The organism is Limosilactobacillus sp. (assembly GCF_051873035.1).
In the GTDB taxonomy this organism is placed as follows: Bacteria; Bacillota; Bacilli; order Lactobacillales; family Lactobacillaceae; genus Limosilactobacillus.
Map to the genome: position 1 here is coordinate 1 of NZ_JBJEEL010000006.1, position 21874 is coordinate 21874.

Genomic DNA, 21874 nt, shown 5'->3' on the forward strand with positions numbered 1-21874 from the left:
GGGCAATTCATCACGTCTTTAAAAGGTCGTGTCTTCTTGCCCAAATTCAATAAAGTACCCGCTGGTCGTCCCCGCAATGACGTAAATAAAAATAAGGGTGATGGCAAATTAATTTGTCATCAACCCTTACTTTTCACTTCTAATAGGAATCAAGAACGTGGGTCCGGAAGGTGTTAGATCCAGCGTCCCGGTATACAATCGCCTGCATTTCAGAATCGGACTGAATCCGGATGTCAATCGGGATCCCACTAGGCAGGTAACGCTTAGCGGCCCGGGCGATGTATTGGGTAAAGCTCGTAATTTCCGTTTGACTGTAGAACTGGGTCGTCACGGTAATGTGCATCCCCGACAACTCACCATTATGGTACTGGGCCTGGGCGGTTACCCCACTCAGGTTCGGGAAGAAGCCTTGGATTTGGCTCTTGAAGTTAGCAAAGTTGTCATTATCCGTGGAGTCCGCACTCGTCGTGGAGTTCGTAGCAGAAGCCTTTGGTAGGACCATCGTCTTGTAGTTCAGCTTAGTCCAGCTGCTGATCCGGTTACCGTTGTTCTTGCTGTAGGCAAAGAAACTCCCCCCGACCAGGCTATCATCCGGTGCCTGCTTGTAAAGGGCAATTACAATTGGCACATTGCGCAGCGCCTTCTTGGCCCGTAACCGGGTCAGAATCTTTTGGGCGGCAATTTCACCCTGCCGCTGCATTTCATCCTTACTAATGTTCTTGGTATAAGAAGAACCATCCGTCTTTCGTTGGTAGTTGTACTCTGAGTTGATACCAACCCCGATGACAACCCCCTTGAGCTTCATTGACCGCCCATTATCCGTCATGTAGTCCTGCTCTTCAATTTGTTGGACATACTCCGGGTTCGGGTCACTCTTTTTACCCTGGGCTGGGTTTAAACCATTCGGATTCTTCTTAGTCTTGCGCCCGAGCCAGCTTTGCAAGGTACTAGTATTTAAGTACTGACCTTCCTGGAAAATATAAGACTTTGGTGAGAAGACCCGCTTGGAAACCTGGGTCAAGCCACTTTCAAAGCTCTTCTGGTTATACTGGTTATCATTTTGGGCCACGTTGATTCCCCGCGCCTTACTGGTCTTGTAACGGCCATTTTGGATTACTCCCTGGTAGTTACCATTACCAGAACCGGTCGTACTATAGTTTTTCGAAGAGTTCTTTCCACATGAAGCAAGGACAACCGCACTCATCAACAGAGCAGCGGTTATTGCTATTTTCTTAACTTTGAACTTCACGATCTAATTTTCCTCCTTCATTGCTTGGGCAAAGCGGGCCTCATCCCAAACCGTAATTCCCAATTCCTGGGCCTTGGCCAGTTTACTACCCGCGGCCGTCCCCGCAATGACAATATCTGTTTTCTTTGAAACGCTACCGGTGACCTTGGCACCATGATCCTCTAACCAGGTCTTCGCCTCGTTCCGGGTCAGCTGTTCTAGTTTCCCGGTTAAAACGACCCGCCGGCCATTCCACTCACTAGCCGGGTTGGCGGGAGTACTAGCACCCAGGTAGTCAAAGTTGACCCCCGCGTCCCGGAGTTCCTCAACTAACTTAACTACCTGCTCGTTAGCAAAGTAGGTCTCGACACTTTCGCCAATCGTCGGCCCGATTCCTTCAACCGCCGAAATTTCCTCCGCACTTGCTGTCATCAGCTTATCGAGGGAATGAAATTCGGCCATAATTAGCCGGGCCGCCTTGGCACCTACGTGACGAATACCGAGGCCAAATAATAAGCGTTCGACAGAATTATTACGACTATTGTCAATCGATGTCAATAGGTTAGTCGCTGATTTGTCCCCAAATTTATCTAAAGTTAACAATTGGTCCCGGGTAAGCTGGTATAAGTCAGCCACATCATGAATTAATTTCTTATCCCAGAGCTGTTGGATAATCTTCGGGCCGAGGCCGTCGATGTTCATCGCATTACGCGAGGCAAAGTGGGCCAGCCCTTCCTTGATCTGGGCGGGGCACATTGGGTTAACACAACGGAGCGCAACCTCATCATCCAGGTGGACCAGCTGAGACCCACAGACTGGGCAGGTCGTTGGAATAACATAAGGTTGACTATCCTGGGGCCGTTTTTTCAGGTCCACCCGTGAAATTTCGGGAATAATGTCACCGGCCTTGTGCAGGTAGACGGTGTCACCTAGGCGGATATCCTTTTCCCGTAAGTAATCCGGGTTATGGAGGGAAGCACGACTAACCGTGGTCCCCGCCAACTGAACAGGATCCATCACCGCGGTCGGGGTAACGTTCCCGGTCCGGCCAACGGTCCAGACAATGTCGCGGACGACGGTTGCCTGCTCTTCCGGTGGGAACTTGTAGGCAATTTCCCAGCGCGGCACCTTAACCGTATTTCCTAGTGCCGATTCCGTGGCGAGGTCATTGACCTTCTCCACGATCCCATCAATTCCGTAGGATAACTGGTCCCGCTTGGCCGTATATTCTTCAATATAGTCCGCAATCTCCTGTTGGTTATGAACCACTCGGTTATTCGGGTTAACTTTAAAGCCCAGCTCCCGCATCTTATCCAGTGCTGCTGACTGGGTCTTTAAGCCCAGCTTTTGGTATTCCGGGATGTAATACATAAAGGTATCGAGCTCCCGTTTAGCCGTTACCTTGGGGTCGAGCTGCCGCAAGCTACCAGCCGCCGCGTTCCGCGGGTTGGCAAAGACCGGCTGACCGGCCGCCTCCCGTTCCTGGTTTAACTTAACAAATGCGTCCTTTGGCATGTAGCATTCGCCCCGAAATTCAATACTCAGTGGTTCCGGTAGCTGCTGCGGTACTGACTTAATGGTCTTAACGTTGGCCGTCACATCTTCACCGATCACCCCGTTACCCCGGGTCGACCCCTGCACTAACCGACCATTTTCATAAACTAAGGATAGTGATAGGCCATCGATCTTGAGTTCTAGGTTATATTCCGGGGTGACATCCACGTCGTTATTTTCTTGCTGGCGGGCGTTGAAGTCCATCAATTCATCAACGGAGAAAACATCCCCCATCGACAGCATCGGAATATCATGGTTGACCTTAGTTAATTGGGTTGTTGGACCGCCCCCCACGTGCTGGGTCGGTGAATCGGGCGTTTTAAGTTCGGGAAACTGCTGCTCTAGTTCCACCAACCGTTGGTAAGCCCGGTCATAGACGTAGTCTTCAACGGACGGGTTATCCTGTTCATAGTATTCCTTCCCCCACTGCGTCAGCTGCTTTCTTAAGGGAACAATCTCCTGCTTGGCCGCCGCCAGCGTTAACTGGTCGACTGGTATCTGTTTATCCATTCTTCTGGCCTCACTTTTTACTAATCAGTTACTTTTTGAATTGGCGCGAAACTGGCCAGGAGCCGCTTAACCCCCTGGTTTGGAAAGGCAATGTCTAGTTCCATATCATTGCCAGAACCATTAACCTTAACTACCGTTCCTTGGCCCCACTTCTTATGGGTGACCTTGTCGCCAACTTTCCAGCTAACCTTGTCGGCGCCGGTACCGGTGTTGGTAACCGGTGCAACCCGTTTACCGGCATCCCGATAAGTGTGTTGCTTCCGCTTACGTTCTGCCCAGGTTGGGGTATCGGTCCGCTTATTGAACGGCAGGTTACCACCTAAGCCGCTAGTCGGCATTGCCCCGCCCTCTTCTTGCAGCAGGTTCGGGTCGATCTCGTCGATAAACCGGGACGGCCGGTTACGTTGAATCCGCCCGTACAGCAAACGGGATACCGCGTTGGTCAGGTAAAGCTTCTTCTTAGCCCGGGTAATCCCGACATAGGCCAAGCGCCGCTCTTCTTCTAGTTCATCATCTTCCATGAGGGCCCGGGAAAGTGGGAAGATCCCCTCTTCCATCCCGACTAGAAAGACAACCGGGAATTCAAGCCCCTTGGCAGCGTGAAGGGTCATCAGGGTAACCGCCGGTGCCTGTTCGTCGACATCATCCTGGTCCGAAACCAGGGCGAGGTCGGCCAAGAAGTTAACCAGTTTTTGCCGGTTATCCACGTCATCGTCCTTGTGTTGCTGGTCATATTCTTGGGTTACCGACTTAAATTCATCCAGGTTTTCTTGGCGCGCCTGTGATTCTAGACTGTTTTCCTTTTGCAGCATCTTATTGTAGCCCGTTCGTTCCAGGATTTGGTCGGTTAAATCCGTGATACTCAGGAAGTCGACTTGCTGGTCGAGGTCCTTAATCAACTGGCCAAAGTCAGCCAGCTTGGTCCGGGTCCGCGTCGTAATATTGTTGGCAATATCAACATTTTGACTGGCCTCCAGCAGGGACCAATCGTTATCCATGGCAAATTCACGTAAATGTTCAACACTGGTGAGGCCGATCCCCCGCTTTGGGGTGTTAACCACCCGGCTAAAGCTCATCGAGTCCCGGTGGTTAACAAGGAGGGTCAGGTAGGCCAAAATGTCCCGAATTTCTTTACGGTCGTAGAACTTATGGCCCCCCACCATTGTGTATGGAACGCTGGACTTCATGAAGGTTTCTTCGATAATCCGTGACTGGGCGTTGGTCCGGTAAAGAATTGCAAAGTCATTGTAGTGGTAACCATGCTGGTCATGCTCTTCTTTGATCTTAGCAACAATGTATTGGGCTTCATCGTGTTCGTTTTGGGCCTGGTAGTAGGTGATCTTATCGCCCCGACCATTTTCGGTCCACAGGTTCTTATCCTTGCGCCCATTATTGTTCTTAATCACCTGGTTGGCCGCATCCAAAATATTCTGGGTTGACCGGTAATTCTGTTCTAGCATCACCGTGTGGGCGTTTGGGTAGTCCCGCTCAAAGTTCAGAATATTTTCAATGTTGGCTCCCCGCCAGCCGTAAATACTCTGGTCTGCATCCCCGACCACGCAGATATTTTGGTACTTATCCGCCAGCATGTGAACTAGCTTATACTGGGCGTCATTGGTATCCTGGTATTCGTCAACGTGAATGTAGTGGAAGCGGTCCTGATAGAACTCCAAGGTCTCCGGGTCACTTTCAAACAGTTCGATCGTCTTCATGATCAGGTCATCAAAGTCGAGGGCCTGGTTGGCCTCTAATTGCTCTTGATAAAGCTTATAAGCCCGCGCAACCACCTGACTATACATACTGTGGGGATTGTTATTACTCCCGACTTGGGCAGCGTAATCCTTTGGCGTTAGTAGGGCGTTCTTGGCGTTGGAAATGGTGCTCAAGATACTCCGCGGATCAAATTTCTTCGTATCGATATTAAGTTCCGCACAGATCTGCTTCATCAGCGTCCGTTGTTCACTAGTATCAGCAATTGTAAAGGCCCGGTTATAACCTAACTTTTCGATGTCCCGTCGCAAGATCCGCACACACAGGGAGTGGAAAGTGGACACCCAAATATCCTGGGCACTCTCACCCAGTAGCTTACCGACCCGCTCTTGCATTTCCCGAGCTGCCTTATTCGTAAAGGTGATTGCCAGGATATTCCAAGGGAGGACATTCTTTTCCTCAATTAGGTAGGCGACCCGGTGGGTTAATACCCGGGTCTTCCCGGATCCCGCACCAGCCATTACCAGAAGGGGTCCCTCCGTAGTCAGAACCGCTTCCGTTTGCTTATCATTCATTCCGTCTAGTAGTGCTTGACTATTACTCACGCCGTTCCATCCTCTCTAAAAAATCAGTCGGCTAATATTATAACAAAAAAGGACCGTCGACGTCTGTCACAGTCCCGTTAAATTTTATCGATTATTCTGAATCATGGTCATCATCGCCTGGCGCAAGCGGTTCGGACCAAACTTCCGTATCGTCAACCTGTTCCTCAAGCTCTTCTAAGCTATTACTGCCGGTTACCCAGGCAAAGCCAAGTAGGCGGTTCGTCGCGTTTTCGTTACCTAAGAACAAACGGAATTGCCAATTATTCTTCAATAACCGCTGCCGGCTAATAGCCTCTTCTTGCTGGCCCCGAATTACCATCAGTAAGGCCGGTTGTAGTGAACGAATGATGTGCAGCGGCATCCCCACCGTGGTCCGTACCTGTTCTTCGTACTGGCTAACGTTGGTCGAGTGATCGTAAACATTAGCCACCGTCGTTAAACCCAGTTCAATGTTTTTAACATATAGTGAACCATTGGTCGTAACGTAAAAGTTCAACGCAAAGACACCCCGGTATTCCAGGGAGTCGGCTACGCTCCGCACGATCCGTTGCATTTCTGTCAGGATATTATCATCAACCACGGCTGGTGTAGCGGCGGCGATTAACTGCCGATCGGCTGAAAACTGCAGCTTTGCCAGTGGGTAGATGTTAACATCCTTCCCATCGGTAACCGCCGTCATCGTATACTCAGCAGTGTGGTCAATCCATGATTCAAGCAGGTAGGTCCCGGTATCGATGAAGTTGGCCGCCCGGGCAATATCAGATTGGCGCCGAATCATCATCGATTGTTCACCAATTCCCCGTTGGATGGGCTTCAACAGGGCCGGGTAACCGATCGAATCAATTGACTGGTAAACATCATCAAGACTAACTACCGTCACGTAAGGGGCAATGTTGATATTGATCTGGTCAAGGAAGGCCCGCTCCATTAACCGGTCTTGAACGATTTCAAGTCCGTTAATCCCTTGAGGAACCGCCGCAAACTTACTGAGGTAACGGAGTACCTGTGAATCAACACTAGCAGTTTGGTAAATAATGGCATCGCAGTTTTGACCAAATTCAGTTAACTTATCCTTATCATTGTAGGCACCAACAAGGGTAAAATCCGCCAACTTCGTCAGGACCGGTTGTGAATGATCAACGTAAACTCCCACATTAAAGCCGGCCTGCTTAGCCGTCGCAATCAATTCACCACCATTATGGTTGATGCCGATAATCCCCAGCGTACTACCAGGATATAACGTGTCCTCTGCCATCAAAATCCCCCCTTAGTCTTCTTCAAACTCGATCTGGTTATCCGTTAATGACTTAATGCGAGCCAGTGATTCTACTCGGATACCACGGTCACGCAGTTCCTTACCACCGGGTTGGAAGCTCTTTTCAATCACAATGCCGGCACCAGCAACTGCTACACTGGCCTGGTCAGCAATCTCCAGCATCCCTTCAACGGCTTGACCATTTGCTAAGAAGTCATCGATCATCAGGATTTTATCATCCGGTGCCACATATTTTTTAGAAATAGAAATCCGGTTAGTCGTCTTCTTCGTGTAAGAATAAACGTCTGCCACGTACATGTTACTATTCAAGGTTAAACTCTTGTGTTTACGGGCAAAGATCACTGGAACCTTCATCGCCAAGCCCGTCATAACTGCCGGTGCAATTCCCGAAGATTCTACCGTCCAGATCTTCGTAATTCCTTCATCGGCAAAGCGTTTAGCAAACTCCTGACCAATGTGGAGCATCAGTTCTGGATCTACCTGGTGGTTCAAGAAGGCGTCCACCTTTAAGACGTTACCCGGTAAAACCGTTCCAAACTTTCTAATTTTTTCGTTTAATTCTTGCATGAAGCCGACTCCTTTACTGTTTACTTATCATAATTATATAACTTATAAGTCCGAATAACCGAGATTAACTTATTAGCATAGTTCGGGTCAGTTGCGTAACCAGCCTTTTGTAAGGCTCGTGCCGCCTCCCGATAATTTTTCGCCTGAACCACTGCCTGGTAGTTATCCTTATTGGTATCCGTCCCGTTCAGCATTAACTTGGTGTGATCCTTGATGGAATCACTCCAGCTGTCGTAAACACGGAAGCGGCCCTTGGTGACAATCCAGCGACCATTGACATATTCCTTCGTCGTTAGGACCTTCGAATTAGCTGGATCGGTCCCCTTAATCCCAAAGAGGTTGTGGTACTGAGAGGCTAACTGACTAGTTCCCCATTGGGATTCCAAAATTGCCTGAGCGATGGTTACCGATGCATAAACGTGGTAAGAATTCTGCATGGCCTGGGCCTCCGGGGCAACTTGCTTGATGAAAGATTGCTTGGCCTGACGGTCTTGGCGCCGCATCTGTTCCTCAATCCGCTGCTGATTCCAAATCCGGTAATAGTGGTGAGCCAAGTAGACCCCTAAGAATAAAGCGATAATTACCAGTAGCCAAATTAAAAACCGGACCCCTGATTTACGTTTGCCTGTTTTGCGTTTGCCCTTTGCCAAAAGGAACCCTCCCTAAATCATTACTAAAATTTCCTAACGTCGATTATAGCATTTTTACCTTGTGATAATCCCAAAACTTTTAAAACAAAAAAGAGACCGCCAATGCGATCTCTTTTAATGGAAGCGATAATCGAATATTAACGCTTACTGAATTGAGCAGCCTTACGAGCCTTCTTCAGACCTGGCTTACGACGTTCCTTCATACGAGGGTCACGAGTCAAGAGACCGGCCTTCTTCAGGGCGTCACGGAAGTCAGGGTCAACGCTGAGGAGTGCACGGGCGATACCGTGACGAACAGCGCCGGCTTGACCGGAGAATCCACCACCATTGATGTTAGCGATAACGTCGTATTGACCGTTAGTCTTAGTAACATCGAATGGTTGGTTTACGATAGCACGTAAGTTGGCAAATGGAATGTAGTCTTCAATTGCCTTGCCGTTCATCGTAATCTTACCTGAACCTGGTACTAAGCGAACACGTGCGGTTGCATCCTTACGCCGACCAGTACCACTGTATTGTACTTGTTGAGCCAATTCCATTCCCTCCTTAGATTAAGTTCGTAATGTCCAATGCTTCTGGCTTTTGTGCAACATGACTGTGGTCTTCACCAGCGTAAACATGCAGCTTCAAGCCCATCTTGTGACCCAGGGAGTTGTGTGGAAGCATACCCTTGATAGCAGTTTCCAGCAACTTTTCTGGTTCCTTAGCACGGAAGTCACCGGCAGTCCGTTCCTTCAAACCACCAGGGTAGTTTGAGTGACGGTAGTACATCTTTTGAGAAGCCTTCTTACCAGTTAACTTAACTTGCGCAGCGTTGATAACAATAACATTGTCACCAGTATCAACGTGTGGAGTAAATGTTGGCTTGTTCTTACCACGCAGGATTGATGCGACGACGGTGGCCAGACGACCCATTGGGACATCCTTAGCATCGACAACGTACCACTTGCGATCAACTTCACCAGGTTTTGCGATGTATGTCGTTCTCACGATTAAGTCCTCCAATTTTGTTTTTCTTTTACATATAATAGTGTACCGAGTTATTAGATGGAAAAGAAATACCAAGTGTTAGTATACCTTCTTCTCCATTGTTCGTCAATTGTTTTTGGTAGTTGATCCATAATCAACATTCACCAGATAGAGGCCACTGGCCGGAGCCGTCATCCGGGCCTGTGTCCGGTCCTTAGCCGCTAATACCCGTTTGACGTCACTAACGGGCCGCTGGCCACTACCAACCTCCAAGAGGAAGGCTACCATAATCCGAATCTGGTTATAAAGAAAGCCATTTCCGGTAAATTCAAAGACGACCTCATTTTGGGCCGGGTCACGGTGAATCGTAATTTTTTCAACCGTCCGTACATTACTCTTGGCTTGACTTCCCGAAGCCACAAAACTAGTAAAGTCATGTTCCCCAATGAAGTCCTGGGCCGCAGCGCGCATTTTTTCAATATCAACCGGGTATTTAAAATGGGCCGTATAGTTGCGTTTAAACGGGTTCACAAACTCACCCTGGTCAACCCGGTACCGGTAGGTCTTACGGTGGGCACTAAACCGGGCATGGAAGGAATCATCAACTAATTCCGCCTTCTTCACCAGGATATCCAACGGGAGGATACTATTAAGGGCCTTTCGCATGGATTCATTACTTAGTTGATAAGGAATATCAAAATGAGCGACCTGGTTGAGGGCGTGGACCCCGGCATCGGTCCGGCCCGAACCAATCACCGAAATCGGCGGGTCCGGGTGCTTAGCAATCTTATTCACCGCGTTCTTAAGCACCTGTTCCACGGTCCGCTTGTGGGGTTGAATCTGAAAGCCAGAAAAGTTAGCCCCATCATAAGCAAAGGTTATTTTATAGCGGTACATAAAAGCTCCTTTCATGATTACAGCATAAAGCGCAGTCCAAATAAGACCGCGGCGACTAGGACAAGCACAACAAGGGCCCCCGTATCCCGGCGCTGCCAATAAAGCTGCCGGTACTGCGTCCGGGGAGCCGCGGGATCATATCCCCGGGCCTCCATTGCCGTCGCTAGTTCCTCGGCCCGCTTAAAGGAATCGACAAAGAGGGGAATTAAGATCGGCACCATCCGCATTAGCCGTTTAACGATGTTCCCCTCATCTAAGTTCATCCCCCGTGAGCGCTGTGCATTGGCAATTTTAACCGCCTCATCCATAATCGTCGGGATGAAACGAAGGGCGATGGAAATCATCAGGGTCACCTGGTTAACCGGTACATGGACATACTTAAGCGGTCGCATAAACCACGAGAGGGCATCTGCAATCCGCAGTGTCGGGGTGGTAGCCGTTAAAACAGTTGAGGCCGTAATAATGACCATAAAGCGGAAAAAGATAATTAAAGAATTTAACAACCCATCACGGGTAACCGACATAATTCCCCAGTGCCAATAAACCGGTCCACCCGCACTAAATAGAACCTGAAAAAGGACGGTTAGCAGAATAATCCACGCTAACGGGCGAATTCCTCGCCAGTACATCTTAATGCTGACCTGACTAGCGAAAATAGTCGCAAGAAGAACCAGTATTAGCCATAAACATGTCGACCAGCTGTTGGCAAAGAATACTAAAACAACATAAAAAATACACAATAGTAACTTAACACGGGGGTCCAGGCGGTGAAGGGGTGAATTTCCCGGGACATAACTACCAAAGACAATTGTATTACCCATTGTGCTCATCGCCTCCTAGCTGTGCTGCTAGCTGACTAGCAAGTTGCGTTAACGTTAGTGTCGGCGAAAGTTGAATACCCCGTTCTTGAAGGGTTTGACTAATTTTCATTGCCGCCGGTTGACCAAGGTGGTTATCTGCTAGTAGTTGCCGATCAGCAAATAATTGCTGTGGTGTCGTTGCCGTAACCAGTCGACCATGATTCATTACCACTACCTGGTCGGCATACTGGGCCACCTGGTCCATTTGGTGAGTAATTAGGAGAATTGTCCGCCCCTCTTGGTGCAGGCGATCCACTAATCCTAATAACGTCTCGGTGGACCGGGCATCTAAGCCGGCCGTTGGTTCATCCAGAATTAGGACGGCCGGTTTCATTGCCAGTACCCCGGCAATTGCGACCCGGCGCATCTGACCGCCAGACAGCATAAATGGTGAGCGCTTAGCCAACTCAGCAGACAGCCCCACTTCTTCCATTGCGTCCCGGACCGCCGCGTCAACCCGTTCCGCTGACCAACCTAAGTTCTCGGGACCAAAGGCAATATCCTTTTCAACCGTTTCGGCAAACAGCTGCTGCTCGGGAAACTGAAAGACAAAGCCGACGTGCTGGCGTAGCTTGGCTAAATTAGCACGTTTAGCGCTACTATTTACACGGACCTCCCCAACCTGCACTTCGCCAGCGGAGGGGCTTAAGAGGCCGTCAATCAATGAAACCAACGTGGACTTCCCACTACCTGTATGGCCAACAATGGCCGTATAGGAGCCGCTGGCTACCGTCAGATTTACATCATGGAGTGCAGCGTGGCCCGTATTTGAATATGAGTAGCTGAGGTTTGTTAACTTAATTTCTGGCATAGCCATTCCACCATTTCATTCGTTGTAAAGTAGCGATCAGGGAGTGTTACTCCGGCCGCCTCCAGTAGGTCATGTAAATGTTGCCCCGTTGGAATACCAACCCCCAGTTGGCGTAAAAGGTCCGTTTGTTTGAGAATGTCAGGGGCCGGTCCCTGATCAGCAATCCCGTGTTGGTCGACGACAATAATTTGGTCTGCCAACTCCATTTCGACTGGGTCGTGGGTAATTGAAATAATTGTTAGGTCCTGCTGGTTTCGGAGGTTATCAATTAACTCTAAAATTACCTGCCGGCCTTCCGGATCCAGCATTGAGGTGGCCTCATCCAAAATGATAATTTCCGGCTCTAATGCTAAAATCCCCGCAATCGCGACCCGTTGTTTTTGACCACCAGAAAGTATCGTCGGCTCGGCATCCGCTAAGTCAGTCATTCCCACCTTAGCAAGTGCAGCGTCAATTCGCTTTTGCATCAGCTCATGGGGAACCTGATGATTCTCTAGTCCAAAGGCAATATCGTCCGCAACCGTTGCCCCGACAAACTGATTATCAGGATTTTGAAAAACAATTCCCAGCCGGCGGTGGAGTTCGGGTAGCTTATCTTCGACGACAGGTAGGCCATTAACCGTAATTGAGCCCGTAGCAGGTACCAACAAGCCATCAATCAAACGAGCAATGGTACTTTTACCGCTCCCATTTTGACCAATCATCGTGGTCCACTTATTTCGTGGTATTTGCAAATTTAAACCACTAAAAACCGGGTGTGCTGCCCCGGGGTATGTATAAGAAATATTCTTAAGATTTATACCATCCACGTTTTCAATATCCCTTCGCAATTAATATACCTATTTTAACAAAGAAGTGCCCCCGAGTCAGAAAATCTGCTGAGAAAAAGTAGGAAAACTCCTTCCGCCCGAAAAATGAGCGTAAATAAAAAATCACTTACCACTGCAGCGCACGGGGTTTCCGCATTCGAGCTAGACTAGGGTTGCCCCACCATCGTAACGCTCTATGCTATCAGTGATAGTGATTCTTTATTACGTATTTAGTTATTTAGTAATTAGTCCACGAATTGTAGAATAACCATTGGTGCACCGTCACCACGACGAGGCATGGTCTTCAGAATCCGCGTGTAACCACCCTTACGATCTGCATACTTGGGAGCAAGTTCTTCAAACAAGTGTTGAAGTGCAGATTGGATACGGATGTCATCGCCGTCTTCCTTAACATCAGCAACAACATTCCGAACGAATGAAGCAGCCTTACGACGAGAAGCAAGGTCACCGTGCTTGGCAAGCGTAACCATCTTTTCAGCGGTCTTCCGAACTTCCTTAGCACGTGCTTCAGTAGTGGTAATTTGACCATTAACAATTAAATCAGTAGTTAAATCACGTAATAAAGCCTTACGTTGTGAACTTGTACGTCCTAATTTACGGTAACTCATGAAGTGGTTCCCTCCTTTGCATTTGGTATCAATTAATCATCTTGGCGGAATGAAACGCCGAGATCATTTAACTTGAGCTTAATTTCTTCTAATGACTTCTGTCCTAAGTTCCGAACTTTCATCATGTCTGAAACGGTACGGTCCGTTAATTCCTTAACGGTGTTAATACCAGCACGCTTAAGACAGTTGTAGGAACGAACAGATAAGTCAAGTTCTTCAATCGTCATTTCAAGCGTCTTTTCTTTATGGGTTTCTTCCTTTTCAACCATTACTTGGGCATTTTGTGCCGTTTCAGTCAGGTTGACAAACATATCCAAGTGTTCGGTCAAAATCTTGGCACCCAAACTAACCGCTTCGGTTGGTGTTAATGAACCATCAGTCCAAACATCCAAAGTCAACTTGTCATAATCACTTCGTTGACCAACCCGCGCATTTTCAACGGTGTAGTTAACACGTTCAATTGGGGTATAGATGGAATCAATTGGCAAAACACCAATAGCAAGATCTTCCATCCGGGCCTTATTATCATTGGCTGAAAGGTAACCGCGACCTTTATCAGCTGTCATCTTAATGTGCAGCTCAGCACCATCAGCAACAGTAGCAATGTGCAGATCAGGATTCAAAATGGTAACTTCACCATCGCCCTGAATGTCACCGGCAGTTGCTTCAGCTGGTCCCTTAACATCTAATTCCAAATCCTTTTGGTCCTCAGAATTGATTTTAAGCGAAACCTTCTTAAGATTTAAGATAATTTGGGTTACATCTTCAGTTACCCCTTTAACGGTACTGAATTCGTGCAAAACCCCATCAATTTGCATGGTGGTAATTGCTGCACCTGGTAATGAAGCAATCAGAACACGTCGCAGTGAGTTACCAAGAGTAGTCCCATAGCCGCGCTCAAGTGGTTCTACAACAAACTTGCCGTAGTTATCTGTCTCTTCAACTTTATGAATGTTTGGCTTTTCAAATTCGATCATTCTATCCCTGTACCCCTTTCAAACGTGGTTCGTATTTTTTTAAAAAGACAATTGTGGAAATAAGGTTCTCCACCAAATGCCAATTAAACACGACGACGCTTTGGAGGACGAGAACCATTGTGAGGAACTGGCGTAACGTCACGAATAGCAGTGACTTCCAAACCAGTTGCTTGCAGAGCACGGATAGCAGCTTCACGACCAGAACCTGGACCCTTAACTTCGACTTCAACAGTCTTCATACCGTGTTCCATAGCTTGCTTAGCAGCAGCTTCTGAAGCCATTTGGGCAGCAAATGGAGTTGACTTACGTGAACCCTTGAAGCCCAAGACACCAGCTGATGACCAAGCAACGGCGTTACCTTGAACGTCAGTAATCATGATCAAAGTGTTGTTAAATGTTGAGTGAATGTGAGCTACACCAGTTTCAACATTCTTCTTTGCACGACGCTTACGCGTACCTTTTTTGGTTGCCATATCTAGTACTAACCTCCTTTTTTATAAAATTAAATTACTTCTTCTTGTTAGCGATGGTTACGGCCTTACCCTTACGAGTCCGGGCGTTGTTCTTAGTGTGTTGACCACGAACTGGTAAACCACGACGGTGACGCATTCCACGGTATGAACCAATTTCTTGGAGCCGCTTGATGTTCATTGAAACTTCCCGGCGTAAGTCACCTTCAACCCGGATGTTTTCAACTTGACCACGGATCTTTTCTTCTTGGTCCGGAGTTAAATCACGAACACGAACATCTTCTGAGACACCGGCGTTTTCCAAGATCTTCTTAGCACGGGAATCACCGATACCGTAAATATAAGTTAAGCCGACTACGATTCGCTTGTCACGAGGTAAATCGACACCTGCAATACGAGCCATTTAGTGCACCTCCATTCCTATTAAATAAAATTACTTACCTTGACGTTGCTTGTGCTTTGGGTTAGCAGAGCAAATAACCATAACACGTCCATGACGCTTAACGATCTTGCAGTGCTCGCACATCCGCTTGACTGATGGTCTTACTTTCATTCTTAAATCCTCCTAGAGAGTTCCTAGATTAACAATTATTACTTAAACCGGAACGTAATCCGACCCTTAGTCAGGTCATATGGAGACATTTCGACCTTTACTCGGTCACCAGGTAAGATCTTGATGTAGTGCATACGGATCTTACCGGAAACGTGAGCAAGAATCTCCGCTCCATTTTCCAGTTCAACTTTAAACATTGCATTAGGTAGGGTTTCGGTAACCTTACCCTCAACTTCAATCACATCGGCTTTTGCCACGAAACGGTTCCTCCTTGCTTAATCAAGAAATTACGTAAAAACGGTGGAAAGCATACTACTTCCCACTGTCAGCTAGATAAACCTTGCTAAGTTTAGCATAAGTCACTAAGAAGCGCAAGTTATCAGTGCTGATTAAAGGTTGTTAAGTACTTTCTTGACGTCTTCGTAAACCTTATCGATGTCTTGTTGACCATCGATCGTGTGCAACACACCTTGTTTTTGATAGTAGTCAACCAGTGGCGTGTTCAACTTAATGTTAACATCCAAACGGTTCTTAACCGTTTCCGGCTTATCGTCATCACGTTGGTAGAAGTCGTGGCCGCCACAAACGTCACACGTACCTTCAACCTTGGGTGCATTGTAAATCTTGTGATACGTAGCACCACAATTGCGACAAATAAACCGACCACTCAACCGTTCTACCAATACATCTGGTTCGACATGAATATTGATGACTGCATCTAATTGCCGGTTGCTCTCCGCCAACATCTTATCCAAAGCTGCTGCTTGGTTAAGATTACGAGGAAAACCATCAAGCATGAAGCCCTTCTTCGTATCATCCTTGGCTAACCGTTCCTTAACGATTCCGTTAGTAACTTCATCCGGAACTAATTCACCCTTATCGATGTACTTCTTAGCTTCAACACCCATTGGCGTTTCGTTCTTAATTGCCGCACGGAAGATGTCCCCCGTTGAAATGTGCGGGATATCGAAATCTTCCACAATCTTTTGAGCTTGAGTACCCTTACCGGCACCCGGTAAACCCATTAAAACAAGATTCATACTCATTTGCCATTTCCTCCTTTTGGTTCACGAATAAATCCAATGTATTCACGCTTCATTGTCAATCCGTTTAACTGACGAATAACATCAAGGGCAATCTGAACAATGATCAGTAAGCTTGTCCCACCAAGACCAATTGACTGGCTAAGGTTCCAAACATTACTTGCGATCAACGGGATTAATGAAATCAATCCTAAGAACAGTGACCCCACCGTACTTAAACGCATTAACAAACCTGAAACAAAATCCTGTGTCCCGCGCCCTGGACGAACACCAGAGATATAGGATCCTTGCTTTTGCAGGTTTTCGGCGAGTTTTTCCGGATTAACCTGAACAAAGGCATAGAAAAAGGTAAATACAACAATCAATAACGTGTACAATGTGATCCCTGGACCGGATTGCATGTTAAAGATCGTCGTTAAAACTTGATACCAAGTGTCACCACCATGATTTTGTTGGAAGGCCATCAAGATCGTTTGCGGAGTTGAAATAAAGGAACCCGCAAAGATAACCGGGATAACCCCAGAAACATTAATCTTTAATGGTAGGTAACTACTTGATGGTGAAGTGGTTGTCCGACGAGTGTATTGAATCGGCAAGCGCCGTTCCGCTTGTTGAACCCAAGTGACAAACGCAACAATGATCAGTAACGCTACAATTACTAAGGCGATAAATCCGATTCCAGACCAAAGGGCCGCACCAGATTCACCAGCAATTTGATCATCCCAAAGTTGTCTGATAGCACCAGGCATTTGAGCAACAATCCCAGCAAAGATCAGCATTGAAACACCATTACCAATACCACGTTCGGTAATCATGTCCCCCATCCAAGTAGCAAACATCGTCCCCGCCGTTAGGATTAACCCAATCGTCAGGAATGTTTCCACATTCGGATGGTTAACCAACTTAATTGTACTTAACGCATTAAAACCAGCGGTAATCCCAATTGACTGGATAAAACCAAGAACAATTGTCAACCACCGCGTGGCCTGGTTAAGTTTGCGCCGTCCAACTTCACCTTGCTTACTCCATTCAACAAACCGCGGAACAATATCCATCTGCAGCAGTTGAACAACAATTTGAGCAGTGATATAAGGAGAAACACCCATTGCAAATAACGAGTAGTTTTCCAGGCCACCACCACTAAAAGTATTGAGGATCGATGCTAACCCGGTCGAGGAAATTTCCTGCAAAGCTGCAGCATTAACTCCAGGAACAGTGATAGCCGCCCCAATTCGATAAACAATCAACACGAACAAGGTAAAGAAAATCTTTTTACGGATTTCCTTAACCTTCAACGTGTTCATGACGGCTTTGAACAAATTACATCACCTCAGTTTTACCGCCAGCAGCTTCAATGGCTGAAACTGCTGAAGCAGAAAACTTGTTAGCCTTAACAGTTAACTTCTTTTCTAGCTTACCGCTACCAAGAACCTTAACACCACTCTTCAGGTTCTTAACTAAACCATTTTCAACAAGTACTTGTGGGGTAACTTCCGTACCGTCATCAAACTTGTTCAGAGCAGTTAAGTTAACGATGGCGTATTCCTTGCGGTTGATGTTGGTGAAACCACGCTTTGGAATTTGCCGGTAGAGTGGCATTTGGCCCCCTTCAAAACCAAGACGAGTCTTGCCGTGAGCCTTTTGACCCTTAGTACCACGTCCAGAAGTAAAACCATGACCTGATGAAAGACCACGACCCTTACGAAGACGCTTTGAACGAGAACCTTCAGCTGGCTTCAATTCATTTAACTTCATTTGGTAGGCACCTCCTTATTATTTAGTTTTAATTACTTAACTTCTTCAATTGAAACTAAGTGAGCTACTTTGAAAATTTGACCACGTGTTGCGGCGTTGTCTGGTAGAATGTTTGAACTACCGATCTTGCCTAAGCCCAATGCCTTAACGGTCTTACGTTGGGTTGGTTCACGGTGGGCAACACTGTGGATTAAGGTAACTTTAACTTTAGCCATAATTAGTGCCCTCCTTATTCTGCCAAGTGATCGACTGAAACGCCACGAAGCTTAGCAACTTCTTCAGCACTCTTCAGTTGCTTCAAACCTTCAAAGGTTGCACGAACAACGCTGATTGGCGTGTTAGAACCAAGACGCTTGGAAGTAACATCGGCTACACCGGCCAGGTCCATAACGTTACGAACCGCACCACCAGCGGCAACCCCGGAACCTTCAACGGCTGGCTTGAGCATGATCTTACCACCGCCGTAAGTACCGATAACTTCGTGTGGAATAGTCGTACCAACGATTGGCACAGTAATGAGGTTCTTTTCAGCAGCAGCTTGAGCCTTACGGATAGCTTCTGGAACTTCTTGAGCCTTACCAGTACCAAAACCAACATGGCCCTTACGGTCACCGACGATAACTAAGGCAGCGAAACGCATCCGACGACCACCCTTAACAACCTTGGTAATCCGGTTGATGGCAACCACTTGGTCATCTAAGTCTAACTTAGCTGGATCAATGTATTCTGACATCGCAGGTTATTCCTCCTTTTCCTTAGAATTTAAGTCCGTTTTCACGAGCAGCTTCAGCTAATGCTTGTACCCGTCCGTGGTAAAGGTAACCACCACGGTCAAATACAACGCTAGTGATGTTCTTAGCAGCAGCACGCTTGGCGATCAATGCACCAACGCCACTAGCTTGTTCAGTCTTAGTCTTACCACTAACTTCGCTGTCGTTTGTGGAGGCACTTGCGAGCGTCACACCCTTTACGTCATCAATTAATTGAGCGTAAATGTTTTTGTTTGAACGGTAAACACTTAAGCGTGGGCGCTCCGCAGTACCAGAAATCTTACCGCGAACGCGCATGTGACGGCGTTGACGGATCTTGTTCTTATCTGGTTTAGAAATCACAATAGTCACCTCTTATTGAATATTTTATGTTAATTATTAATTGCTGATAGAATAATCTAATCAGATTACTTACCAGTCTTACCTTCCTTACGGATGATGTGTTCGTTTTCGTAACGAATACCCTTACCCTTGTATGGTTCAGGTGAACGAACGGCACGAACTTGAGCAGCAAAATCACCAAGGTGTTCCTTGTTGATTGAGCTCAGTTCAATAGTAGTGTTGTCAGGAACCTTGATATCAATATCTTCAGGCTTGTCCATTTCAACTGGGTTGGAGTAACCAACAGTCAAGATCAACTTGTTACCCTTGAATTGAGCACGGTAACCAACACCGACTAACTTAAGAACCTTCTTGTAACCATCAACAACACCTTCAACCATGTTGTTAACGTTAGCCCGGGTAGTACCATGAAGCATCTTCAGCCGATTAGTATCATCGTCACGGTCAAACTTAACAACGTTATCAGCGACGGTCATCTTAATCAAAGGTGAGATTTCACGGGACAAAGTACCCTTGGGACCCTTAACAGTTACGACATTACCTTCTTGGGATACTTCAACACCCTTTGGCAAGTCAATTTCCTTGTAACCAATACGACTCATGCGTGCACCTCCTAACTAAATATAATTGATTACCAAACGTAAGCGATAACTTCGCCACCAATTTTCTTGGCACGAGCTACCTTGTCAGTTACAACACCTTCAGATGTTGAAATAATAGCAATACCTAATCCGTTAAGAACCTTTGGCACAGCATCAGCCTTAACGTAAGTCCGCAGACCAGGCTTTGAAATCCGCTTCAAGCCGGAAATAACGCGTTGACCGTCGTTACCGTACTTCAAGAACACCCGGATGATGCCTTGCTTGTTATCATCAACATATTCAACATCGCGAATGAAACCTTCGTTCTTTAAGATTTCGGCGATGTCCTTCTTCATCTTTGATGCAGGAGCCTCAACTGATTCGTGTTGTGCCAGGTTGGCGTTACGAATCCGCGTTAAGAAATCTGCAATTGGATCGCTCATAGACATCGATGTTTTCCTCCTTTTGTCAGTGATTTGTTTACCAGCTAGCCTTCTTTAAACCAGGAATTTGTCCCTTGTGGGCAAGTTCTCGTAAGCAAAGCCGGCATAAGTGGAATTTACGGTAAACTGAGTGCGGACGTCCACAACGTGCACAACGTGTGTATTCACGACTTGAGAACTTAGCTGGACGGTTGCACTTAGCAATCATTGATTTTTTAGCCAATTTGTGGAACCTCCTTTATTTAGCAAATGGCATGCCGAGTTGAGCAAGCAGTTCGTGTGATTCTTCGTCACTTTCAGCAGTAGTAACGATCACAACATCCAAACCACGTACCCGGTTAACCTTATCGTAATCAATTTCAGGGAAAATTAATTGTTCATGGATACCAAGAGTGTAGTTACCACGACCATCAAAGGCCTTGTTGCTTACACCGTGGAAGTCACGAACCCGTGGCAGTGCCACGTTGATCAACTTATCCAAAAAATCATACATACGTTCACCACGTAAGGTTACCTTTGCACCAATTGGCATTCCTTCACGAAGACGGAAGCCGGCGATGGACTTCTTAGCCTTGGTAATCAGTGGCTTTTGACCAGCGATCAAACCAAGTTCTTCAACGGCTTCATCCAAGTTCTTGGAGTTAGTAGTAGCATCACCAACACCCATGTTCAAAACGATCTTGTCGACCTTTGGTGCTTGCATTGTTGAAGAGTAGTTAAACTTTTCAATCAAAGCAGGACGGATTTCGCTTTCGTATTTAGCTTTTAAACGGTTTTCCATTAGTAATTATTCCTCCTTTCCTTAATTAATCGATGGTCTTACCGGACTTCTTAGCAACCCGAACCTTCTTGCCATCAACGAACTTGTAACCAACACGGGTTGGTTCGTTGGTAGAAGGATCAATCAGCATTACGTTTGAAGCGCTGATCGCAGCTTCAGTATCAATAACGCCACCGTTTGGATTTGCGTTGCTTGGCTTTTGGTGTTTCTTAACCTTGTTAATGCCTTCAACGATTACACGGTTTTGGGCAGCGAAGATCTTCTTAACGTTACCTTCCTTACCCTTGTCTTTACCGGCGATAACGCGAACTTTGTCACCTGTTTTAATGAACATGTTGATTGTGCACCTCCTTATTTTTGGTTAAATCTTACAGAACTTCTGGAGCCAGAGAAACGATCTTCATGAAGTCATCGCCACGAAGTTCACGAGCGATTGGTCCAAAAATACGGGTACCCTTAGGGCTCTTATCATTGTTGATCAAAACAGCGGCGTTTTCGTCAAACTTGATGTATGAACCATCCTTACGGTGCAGACCATGCTTAGTCCGAACAACGACAGCCTTGACAACGTCACCTTTCTTGACAACGCCACCTGGTGTTGCCTGCTTTACAGTAGCAACAATAATGTCACCAATATTACCAGTCTTAACCCGGGAACCACCTAAGATCTTAATAACAAGGATTTCACGGGCACCAGAGTTATCAGCGACCTTCAACCGACTTTCCTGTTGAATCACGGTTAATGTCCTCCTTCCATTTACAAATAAGAATTAGAATACGAATTTAAGAGTTATCTGCTAAATTAAAGGGTAGCAGCCTTTTCGACAACTTTTACAAGACGGAAACGCTTCTTAGCTGATAATGGCCGAGTTTCCATGATTTGTACAGTGTCGCCGGTCTTTGCTTCGTTGTTTTCATCGTGGGCGTAGTACTTCTTTGAGTACTTAACACGCTTGCCGTAAACAGGGGCACTCTTGTAAGTGTCAACTACGACAGTGATGGTCTTGTCCATCTTGTCAGAAACAACGCGGCCTTGGTAAACCTTACGTGCATTACGTTCTTCACTCATGCGCTAATCCTCCTT

Annotated in this window: 31 protein-coding genes; all 31 read right to left on the reverse strand. The window is 46.8% G+C overall.

Going from position 1 to position 21874, the window contains the following annotated elements; genetic code table 11:
• Nucleotides 1-139: 139 nt before the first annotated feature.
• Nucleotides 140-1249, reverse strand: a complete 1110-nt coding sequence (locus tag ACI31H_RS00360; RefSeq protein WP_439770022.1) for a CamS family sex pheromone protein — start codon at nt 1247-1249, stop codon at nt 140-142.
• A gap of 3 nt (nt 1250-1252) precedes the next feature.
• Nucleotides 1253-3292, reverse strand: coding sequence for an NAD-dependent DNA ligase LigA (ligA, locus tag ACI31H_RS00365; protein WP_439770023.1), 2040 nt, complete (start codon nt 3290-3292; stop codon nt 1253-1255).
• 20 nt (nt 3293-3312) lie between these two features.
• Nucleotides 3313-5607 carry a DNA helicase PcrA gene (gene pcrA / locus ACI31H_RS00370; RefSeq protein WP_439770024.1) on the reverse strand — a complete coding sequence of 765 codons (2295 nt, stop codon included), beginning with the start codon at nt 5605-5607 and terminating at the stop codon, nt 3313-3315.
• 91 nt (nt 5608-5698) lie between these two features.
• Nucleotides 5699-6862: an ATP-grasp domain-containing protein gene (locus tag ACI31H_RS00375; RefSeq protein WP_439770025.1), complete on the reverse strand. Its 1164-nt coding sequence runs from the start codon at nt 6860-6862 to the stop codon at nt 5699-5701.
• A 12-nt stretch (nt 6863-6874) separates the two neighbouring features.
• Entirely contained in the window at nt 6875-7450 is a 576-nt protein-coding gene (locus tag ACI31H_RS00380; protein ID WP_439770026.1) for a xanthine phosphoribosyltransferase, read from the reverse strand.
• A gap of 20 nt (nt 7451-7470) precedes the next feature.
• Nucleotides 7471-8100 carry a glycoside hydrolase family 73 protein gene (locus ACI31H_RS00385; RefSeq protein ID WP_439770027.1) on the reverse strand — a complete coding sequence of 210 codons (630 nt, stop codon included), beginning with the start codon at nt 8098-8100 and terminating at the stop codon, nt 7471-7473.
• A gap of 137 nt (nt 8101-8237) precedes the next feature.
• Entirely contained in the window at nt 8238-8639 is a 402-nt protein-coding gene (rpsI, locus tag ACI31H_RS00390; protein WP_104688581.1) for a 30S ribosomal protein S9, read from the reverse strand.
• Nucleotides 8640-8646: 7 nt separating this feature from the next.
• Nucleotides 8647-9090, reverse strand: a complete 444-nt coding sequence (gene rplM, locus ACI31H_RS00395) for a 50S ribosomal protein L13 (protein WP_439770028.1) — start codon at nt 9088-9090, stop codon at nt 8647-8649.
• 105 nt (nt 9091-9195) lie between these two features.
• A complete protein-coding gene (gene truA, locus ACI31H_RS00400; protein WP_439770029.1) occupies nt 9196-9966 on the reverse strand; it encodes a tRNA pseudouridine(38-40) synthase TruA in 771 nt (256 codons plus the stop codon).
• Nucleotides 9967-9983: 17 nt separating this feature from the next.
• The gene (locus tag ACI31H_RS00405; RefSeq protein WP_439770030.1) at nt 9984-10787 is read right to left on the reverse strand and encodes an energy-coupling factor transporter transmembrane component T family protein; all 804 of its coding nucleotides are present in this window, start codon (nt 10785-10787) and stop codon (nt 9984-9986) included.
• Nucleotides 10780-11643 carry an energy-coupling factor transporter ATPase gene (locus tag ACI31H_RS00410; protein ID WP_439770031.1) on the reverse strand — a complete coding sequence of 288 codons (864 nt, stop codon included), beginning with the start codon at nt 11641-11643 and terminating at the stop codon, nt 10780-10782. The genes ACI31H_RS00405 and ACI31H_RS00410 overlap by 8 nt, the downstream gene beginning before the upstream one ends.
• Entirely contained in the window at nt 11619-12446 is an 828-nt protein-coding gene (locus ACI31H_RS00415; RefSeq protein ID WP_439770032.1) for an energy-coupling factor transporter ATPase, read from the reverse strand. Before ACI31H_RS00415 ends, ACI31H_RS00410 begins: the two co-directional genes overlap by 25 nt.
• 245 nt (nt 12447-12691) lie before the next feature.
• Nucleotides 12692-13075, reverse strand: a complete 384-nt coding sequence (gene rplQ / locus ACI31H_RS00420) for a 50S ribosomal protein L17 (RefSeq protein WP_283588035.1) — start codon at nt 13073-13075, stop codon at nt 12692-12694.
• A gap of 32 nt (nt 13076-13107) precedes the next feature.
• The gene (locus ACI31H_RS00425; protein ID WP_439770033.1) at nt 13108-14052 is read right to left on the reverse strand and encodes a DNA-directed RNA polymerase subunit alpha; all 945 of its coding nucleotides are present in this window, start codon (nt 14050-14052) and stop codon (nt 13108-13110) included.
• Between the two features lie 83 nt (nt 14053-14135).
• Entirely contained in the window at nt 14136-14525 is a 390-nt protein-coding gene (gene rpsK / locus ACI31H_RS00430; protein ID WP_003664532.1) for a 30S ribosomal protein S11, read from the reverse strand.
• A gap of 34 nt (nt 14526-14559) precedes the next feature.
• Nucleotides 14560-14925, reverse strand: a complete 366-nt coding sequence (rpsM, locus tag ACI31H_RS00435; protein ID WP_439770034.1) for a 30S ribosomal protein S13 — start codon at nt 14923-14925, stop codon at nt 14560-14562.
• 30 nt (nt 14926-14955) lie between these two features.
• Nucleotides 14956-15075 (reverse strand): 50S ribosomal protein L36, encoded by a 120-nt coding sequence (rpmJ, locus tag ACI31H_RS00440; protein WP_003714521.1) that lies wholly within the window; start codon nt 15073-15075, stop codon nt 14956-14958.
• A gap of 38 nt (nt 15076-15113) precedes the next feature.
• Nucleotides 15114-15332 carry a translation initiation factor IF-1 gene (gene infA, locus ACI31H_RS00445; protein WP_003664537.1) on the reverse strand — a complete coding sequence of 73 codons (219 nt, stop codon included), beginning with the start codon at nt 15330-15332 and terminating at the stop codon, nt 15114-15116.
• Between the two features lie 132 nt (nt 15333-15464).
• The gene (locus ACI31H_RS00450; RefSeq protein ID WP_439770042.1) at nt 15465-16115 is read right to left on the reverse strand and encodes an adenylate kinase; all 651 of its coding nucleotides are present in this window, start codon (nt 16113-16115) and stop codon (nt 15465-15467) included.
• A 2-nt stretch (nt 16116-16117) separates the two neighbouring features.
• A complete protein-coding gene (secY, locus tag ACI31H_RS00455; protein WP_439770035.1) occupies nt 16118-17422 on the reverse strand; it encodes a preprotein translocase subunit SecY in 1305 nt (434 codons plus the stop codon).
• Between the two features lie 16 nt (nt 17423-17438).
• Nucleotides 17439-17873: a 50S ribosomal protein L15 gene (gene rplO / locus ACI31H_RS00460; RefSeq protein WP_439770036.1), complete on the reverse strand. Its 435-nt coding sequence runs from the start codon at nt 17871-17873 to the stop codon at nt 17439-17441.
• Between the two features lie 32 nt (nt 17874-17905).
• On the reverse strand, nt 17906-18088 hold the full coding sequence (gene rpmD, locus ACI31H_RS00465; protein WP_047767366.1) for a 50S ribosomal protein L30: 183 nt from the start codon (nt 18086-18088) through the stop codon (nt 17906-17908).
• Nucleotides 18089-18102: 14 nt separating this feature from the next.
• A complete protein-coding gene (rpsE, locus tag ACI31H_RS00470) occupies nt 18103-18606 on the reverse strand; it encodes a 30S ribosomal protein S5 (protein ID WP_289560855.1) in 504 nt (167 codons plus the stop codon).
• 22 nt (nt 18607-18628) lie between these two features.
• On the reverse strand, nt 18629-18994 hold the full coding sequence (gene rplR / locus ACI31H_RS00475) for a 50S ribosomal protein L18 (protein ID WP_439770037.1): 366 nt from the start codon (nt 18992-18994) through the stop codon (nt 18629-18631).
• Nucleotides 18995-19050: 56 nt separating this feature from the next.
• Nucleotides 19051-19587, reverse strand: a complete 537-nt coding sequence (gene rplF, locus ACI31H_RS00480; protein ID WP_439770038.1) for a 50S ribosomal protein L6 — start codon at nt 19585-19587, stop codon at nt 19051-19053.
• A 29-nt stretch (nt 19588-19616) separates the two neighbouring features.
• Nucleotides 19617-20015: a 30S ribosomal protein S8 gene (gene rpsH / locus ACI31H_RS00485; protein ID WP_289560858.1), complete on the reverse strand. Its 399-nt coding sequence runs from the start codon at nt 20013-20015 to the stop codon at nt 19617-19619.
• A 31-nt stretch (nt 20016-20046) separates the two neighbouring features.
• Complete coding sequence (locus tag ACI31H_RS00490) at nt 20047-20232, reverse strand: type Z 30S ribosomal protein S14 (RefSeq protein ID WP_003716665.1); 186 nt, start codon at nt 20230-20232, stop codon at nt 20047-20049.
• Between the two features lie 15 nt (nt 20233-20247).
• Nucleotides 20248-20790, reverse strand: coding sequence for a 50S ribosomal protein L5 (rplE, locus tag ACI31H_RS00495; RefSeq protein ID WP_439770039.1), 543 nt, complete (start codon nt 20788-20790; stop codon nt 20248-20250).
• Nucleotides 20791-20815: 25 nt separating this feature from the next.
• Nucleotides 20816-21124, reverse strand: a complete 309-nt coding sequence (rplX, locus tag ACI31H_RS00500) for a 50S ribosomal protein L24 (protein WP_439770040.1) — start codon at nt 21122-21124, stop codon at nt 20816-20818.
• Nucleotides 21125-21158: 34 nt separating this feature from the next.
• Nucleotides 21159-21527 carry a 50S ribosomal protein L14 gene (rplN, locus tag ACI31H_RS00505; protein ID WP_003714461.1) on the reverse strand — a complete coding sequence of 123 codons (369 nt, stop codon included), beginning with the start codon at nt 21525-21527 and terminating at the stop codon, nt 21159-21161.
• A 65-nt stretch (nt 21528-21592) separates the two neighbouring features.
• Nucleotides 21593-21859: a 30S ribosomal protein S17 gene (rpsQ, locus tag ACI31H_RS00510; protein ID WP_439770041.1), complete on the reverse strand. Its 267-nt coding sequence runs from the start codon at nt 21857-21859 to the stop codon at nt 21593-21595.
• Nucleotides 21860-21874: the final 15 nt, after the last annotated feature.

Excerpts from the sequence above, each read along its gene's own strand:
- ligA (WP_439770023.1), bottom strand. The coding sequence starts at position 3,292 with ATGGATAAACAGATACCAGTCGACCAGTTAACGCTGGCGGCGGCCAAG.
- ACI31H_RS00375 (WP_439770025.1), bottom strand. The coding sequence starts at position 6,862 with ATGGCAGAGGACACGTTATATCCTGGTAGTACGCTGGGGATTATCGGC.
- ACI31H_RS00380 (WP_439770026.1), bottom strand. The coding sequence starts at position 7,450 with ATGCAAGAATTAAACGAAAAAATTAGAAAGTTTGGAACGGTTTTACCG.
- rpsI (WP_104688581.1), bottom strand. The coding sequence starts at position 8,639 with ATGGAATTGGCTCAACAAGTACAATACAGTGGTACTGGTCGGCGTAAG.
- truA (WP_439770029.1), bottom strand. The coding sequence starts at position 9,966 with ATGTACCGCTATAAAATAACCTTTGCTTATGATGGGGCTAACTTTTCT.
- ACI31H_RS00405 (WP_439770030.1), bottom strand. The coding sequence starts at position 10,787 with ATGGGTAATACAATTGTCTTTGGTAGTTATGTCCCGGGAAATTCACCC.
- ACI31H_RS00410 (WP_439770031.1), bottom strand. The coding sequence starts at position 11,643 with ATGGCTATGCCAGAAATTAAGTTAACAAACCTCAGCTACTCATATTCA.
- rplQ (WP_283588035.1), bottom strand. The coding sequence starts at position 13,075 with ATGAGTTACCGTAAATTAGGACGTACAAGTTCACAACGTAAGGCTTTA.
- ACI31H_RS00425 (WP_439770033.1), bottom strand. The coding sequence starts at position 14,052 with ATGATCGAATTTGAAAAGCCAAACATTCATAAAGTTGAAGAGACAGAT.
- rpsK (WP_003664532.1), bottom strand. The coding sequence starts at position 14,525 with ATGGCAACCAAAAAAGGTACGCGTAAGCGTCGTGCAAAGAAGAATGTT.
- rpsM (WP_439770034.1), bottom strand. The coding sequence starts at position 14,925 with ATGGCTCGTATTGCAGGTGTCGATTTACCTCGTGACAAGCGAATCGTA.
- rpmJ (WP_003714521.1), bottom strand. The coding sequence starts at position 15,075 with ATGAAAGTAAGACCATCAGTCAAGCGGATGTGCGAGCACTGCAAGATC.
- ACI31H_RS00450 (WP_439770042.1), bottom strand. The coding sequence starts at position 16,115 with ATGAATCTTGTTTTAATGGGTTTACCGGGTGCCGGTAAGGGTACTCAA.
- secY (WP_439770035.1), bottom strand. The coding sequence starts at position 17,422 with ATGAACACGTTGAAGGTTAAGGAAATCCGTAAAAAGATTTTCTTTACC.
- rplO (WP_439770036.1), bottom strand. The coding sequence starts at position 17,873 with ATGAAGTTAAATGAATTGAAGCCAGCTGAAGGTTCTCGTTCAAAGCGT.
- rpmD (WP_047767366.1), bottom strand. The coding sequence starts at position 18,088 with ATGGCTAAAGTTAAAGTTACCTTAATCCACAGTGTTGCCCACCGTGAA.
- rpsE (WP_289560855.1), bottom strand. The coding sequence starts at position 18,606 with ATGTCAGAATACATTGATCCAGCTAAGTTAGACTTAGATGACCAAGTG.
- rplF (WP_439770038.1), bottom strand. The coding sequence starts at position 19,587 with ATGAGTCGTATTGGTTACAAGGAAATTGACTTGCCAAAGGGTGTTGAA.
- rpsH (WP_289560858.1), bottom strand. The coding sequence starts at position 20,015 with ATGTCTATGAGCGATCCAATTGCAGATTTCTTAACGCGGATTCGTAAC.
- rplE (WP_439770039.1), bottom strand. The coding sequence starts at position 20,790 with ATGGAAAACCGTTTAAAAGCTAAATACGAAAGCGAAATCCGTCCTGCT.
- rplX (WP_439770040.1), bottom strand. The coding sequence starts at position 21,124 with ATGTTCATTAAAACAGGTGACAAAGTTCGCGTTATCGCCGGTAAAGAC.
- rpsQ (WP_439770041.1), bottom strand. The coding sequence starts at position 21,859 with ATGAGTGAAGAACGTAATGCACGTAAGGTTTACCAAGGCCGCGTTGTT.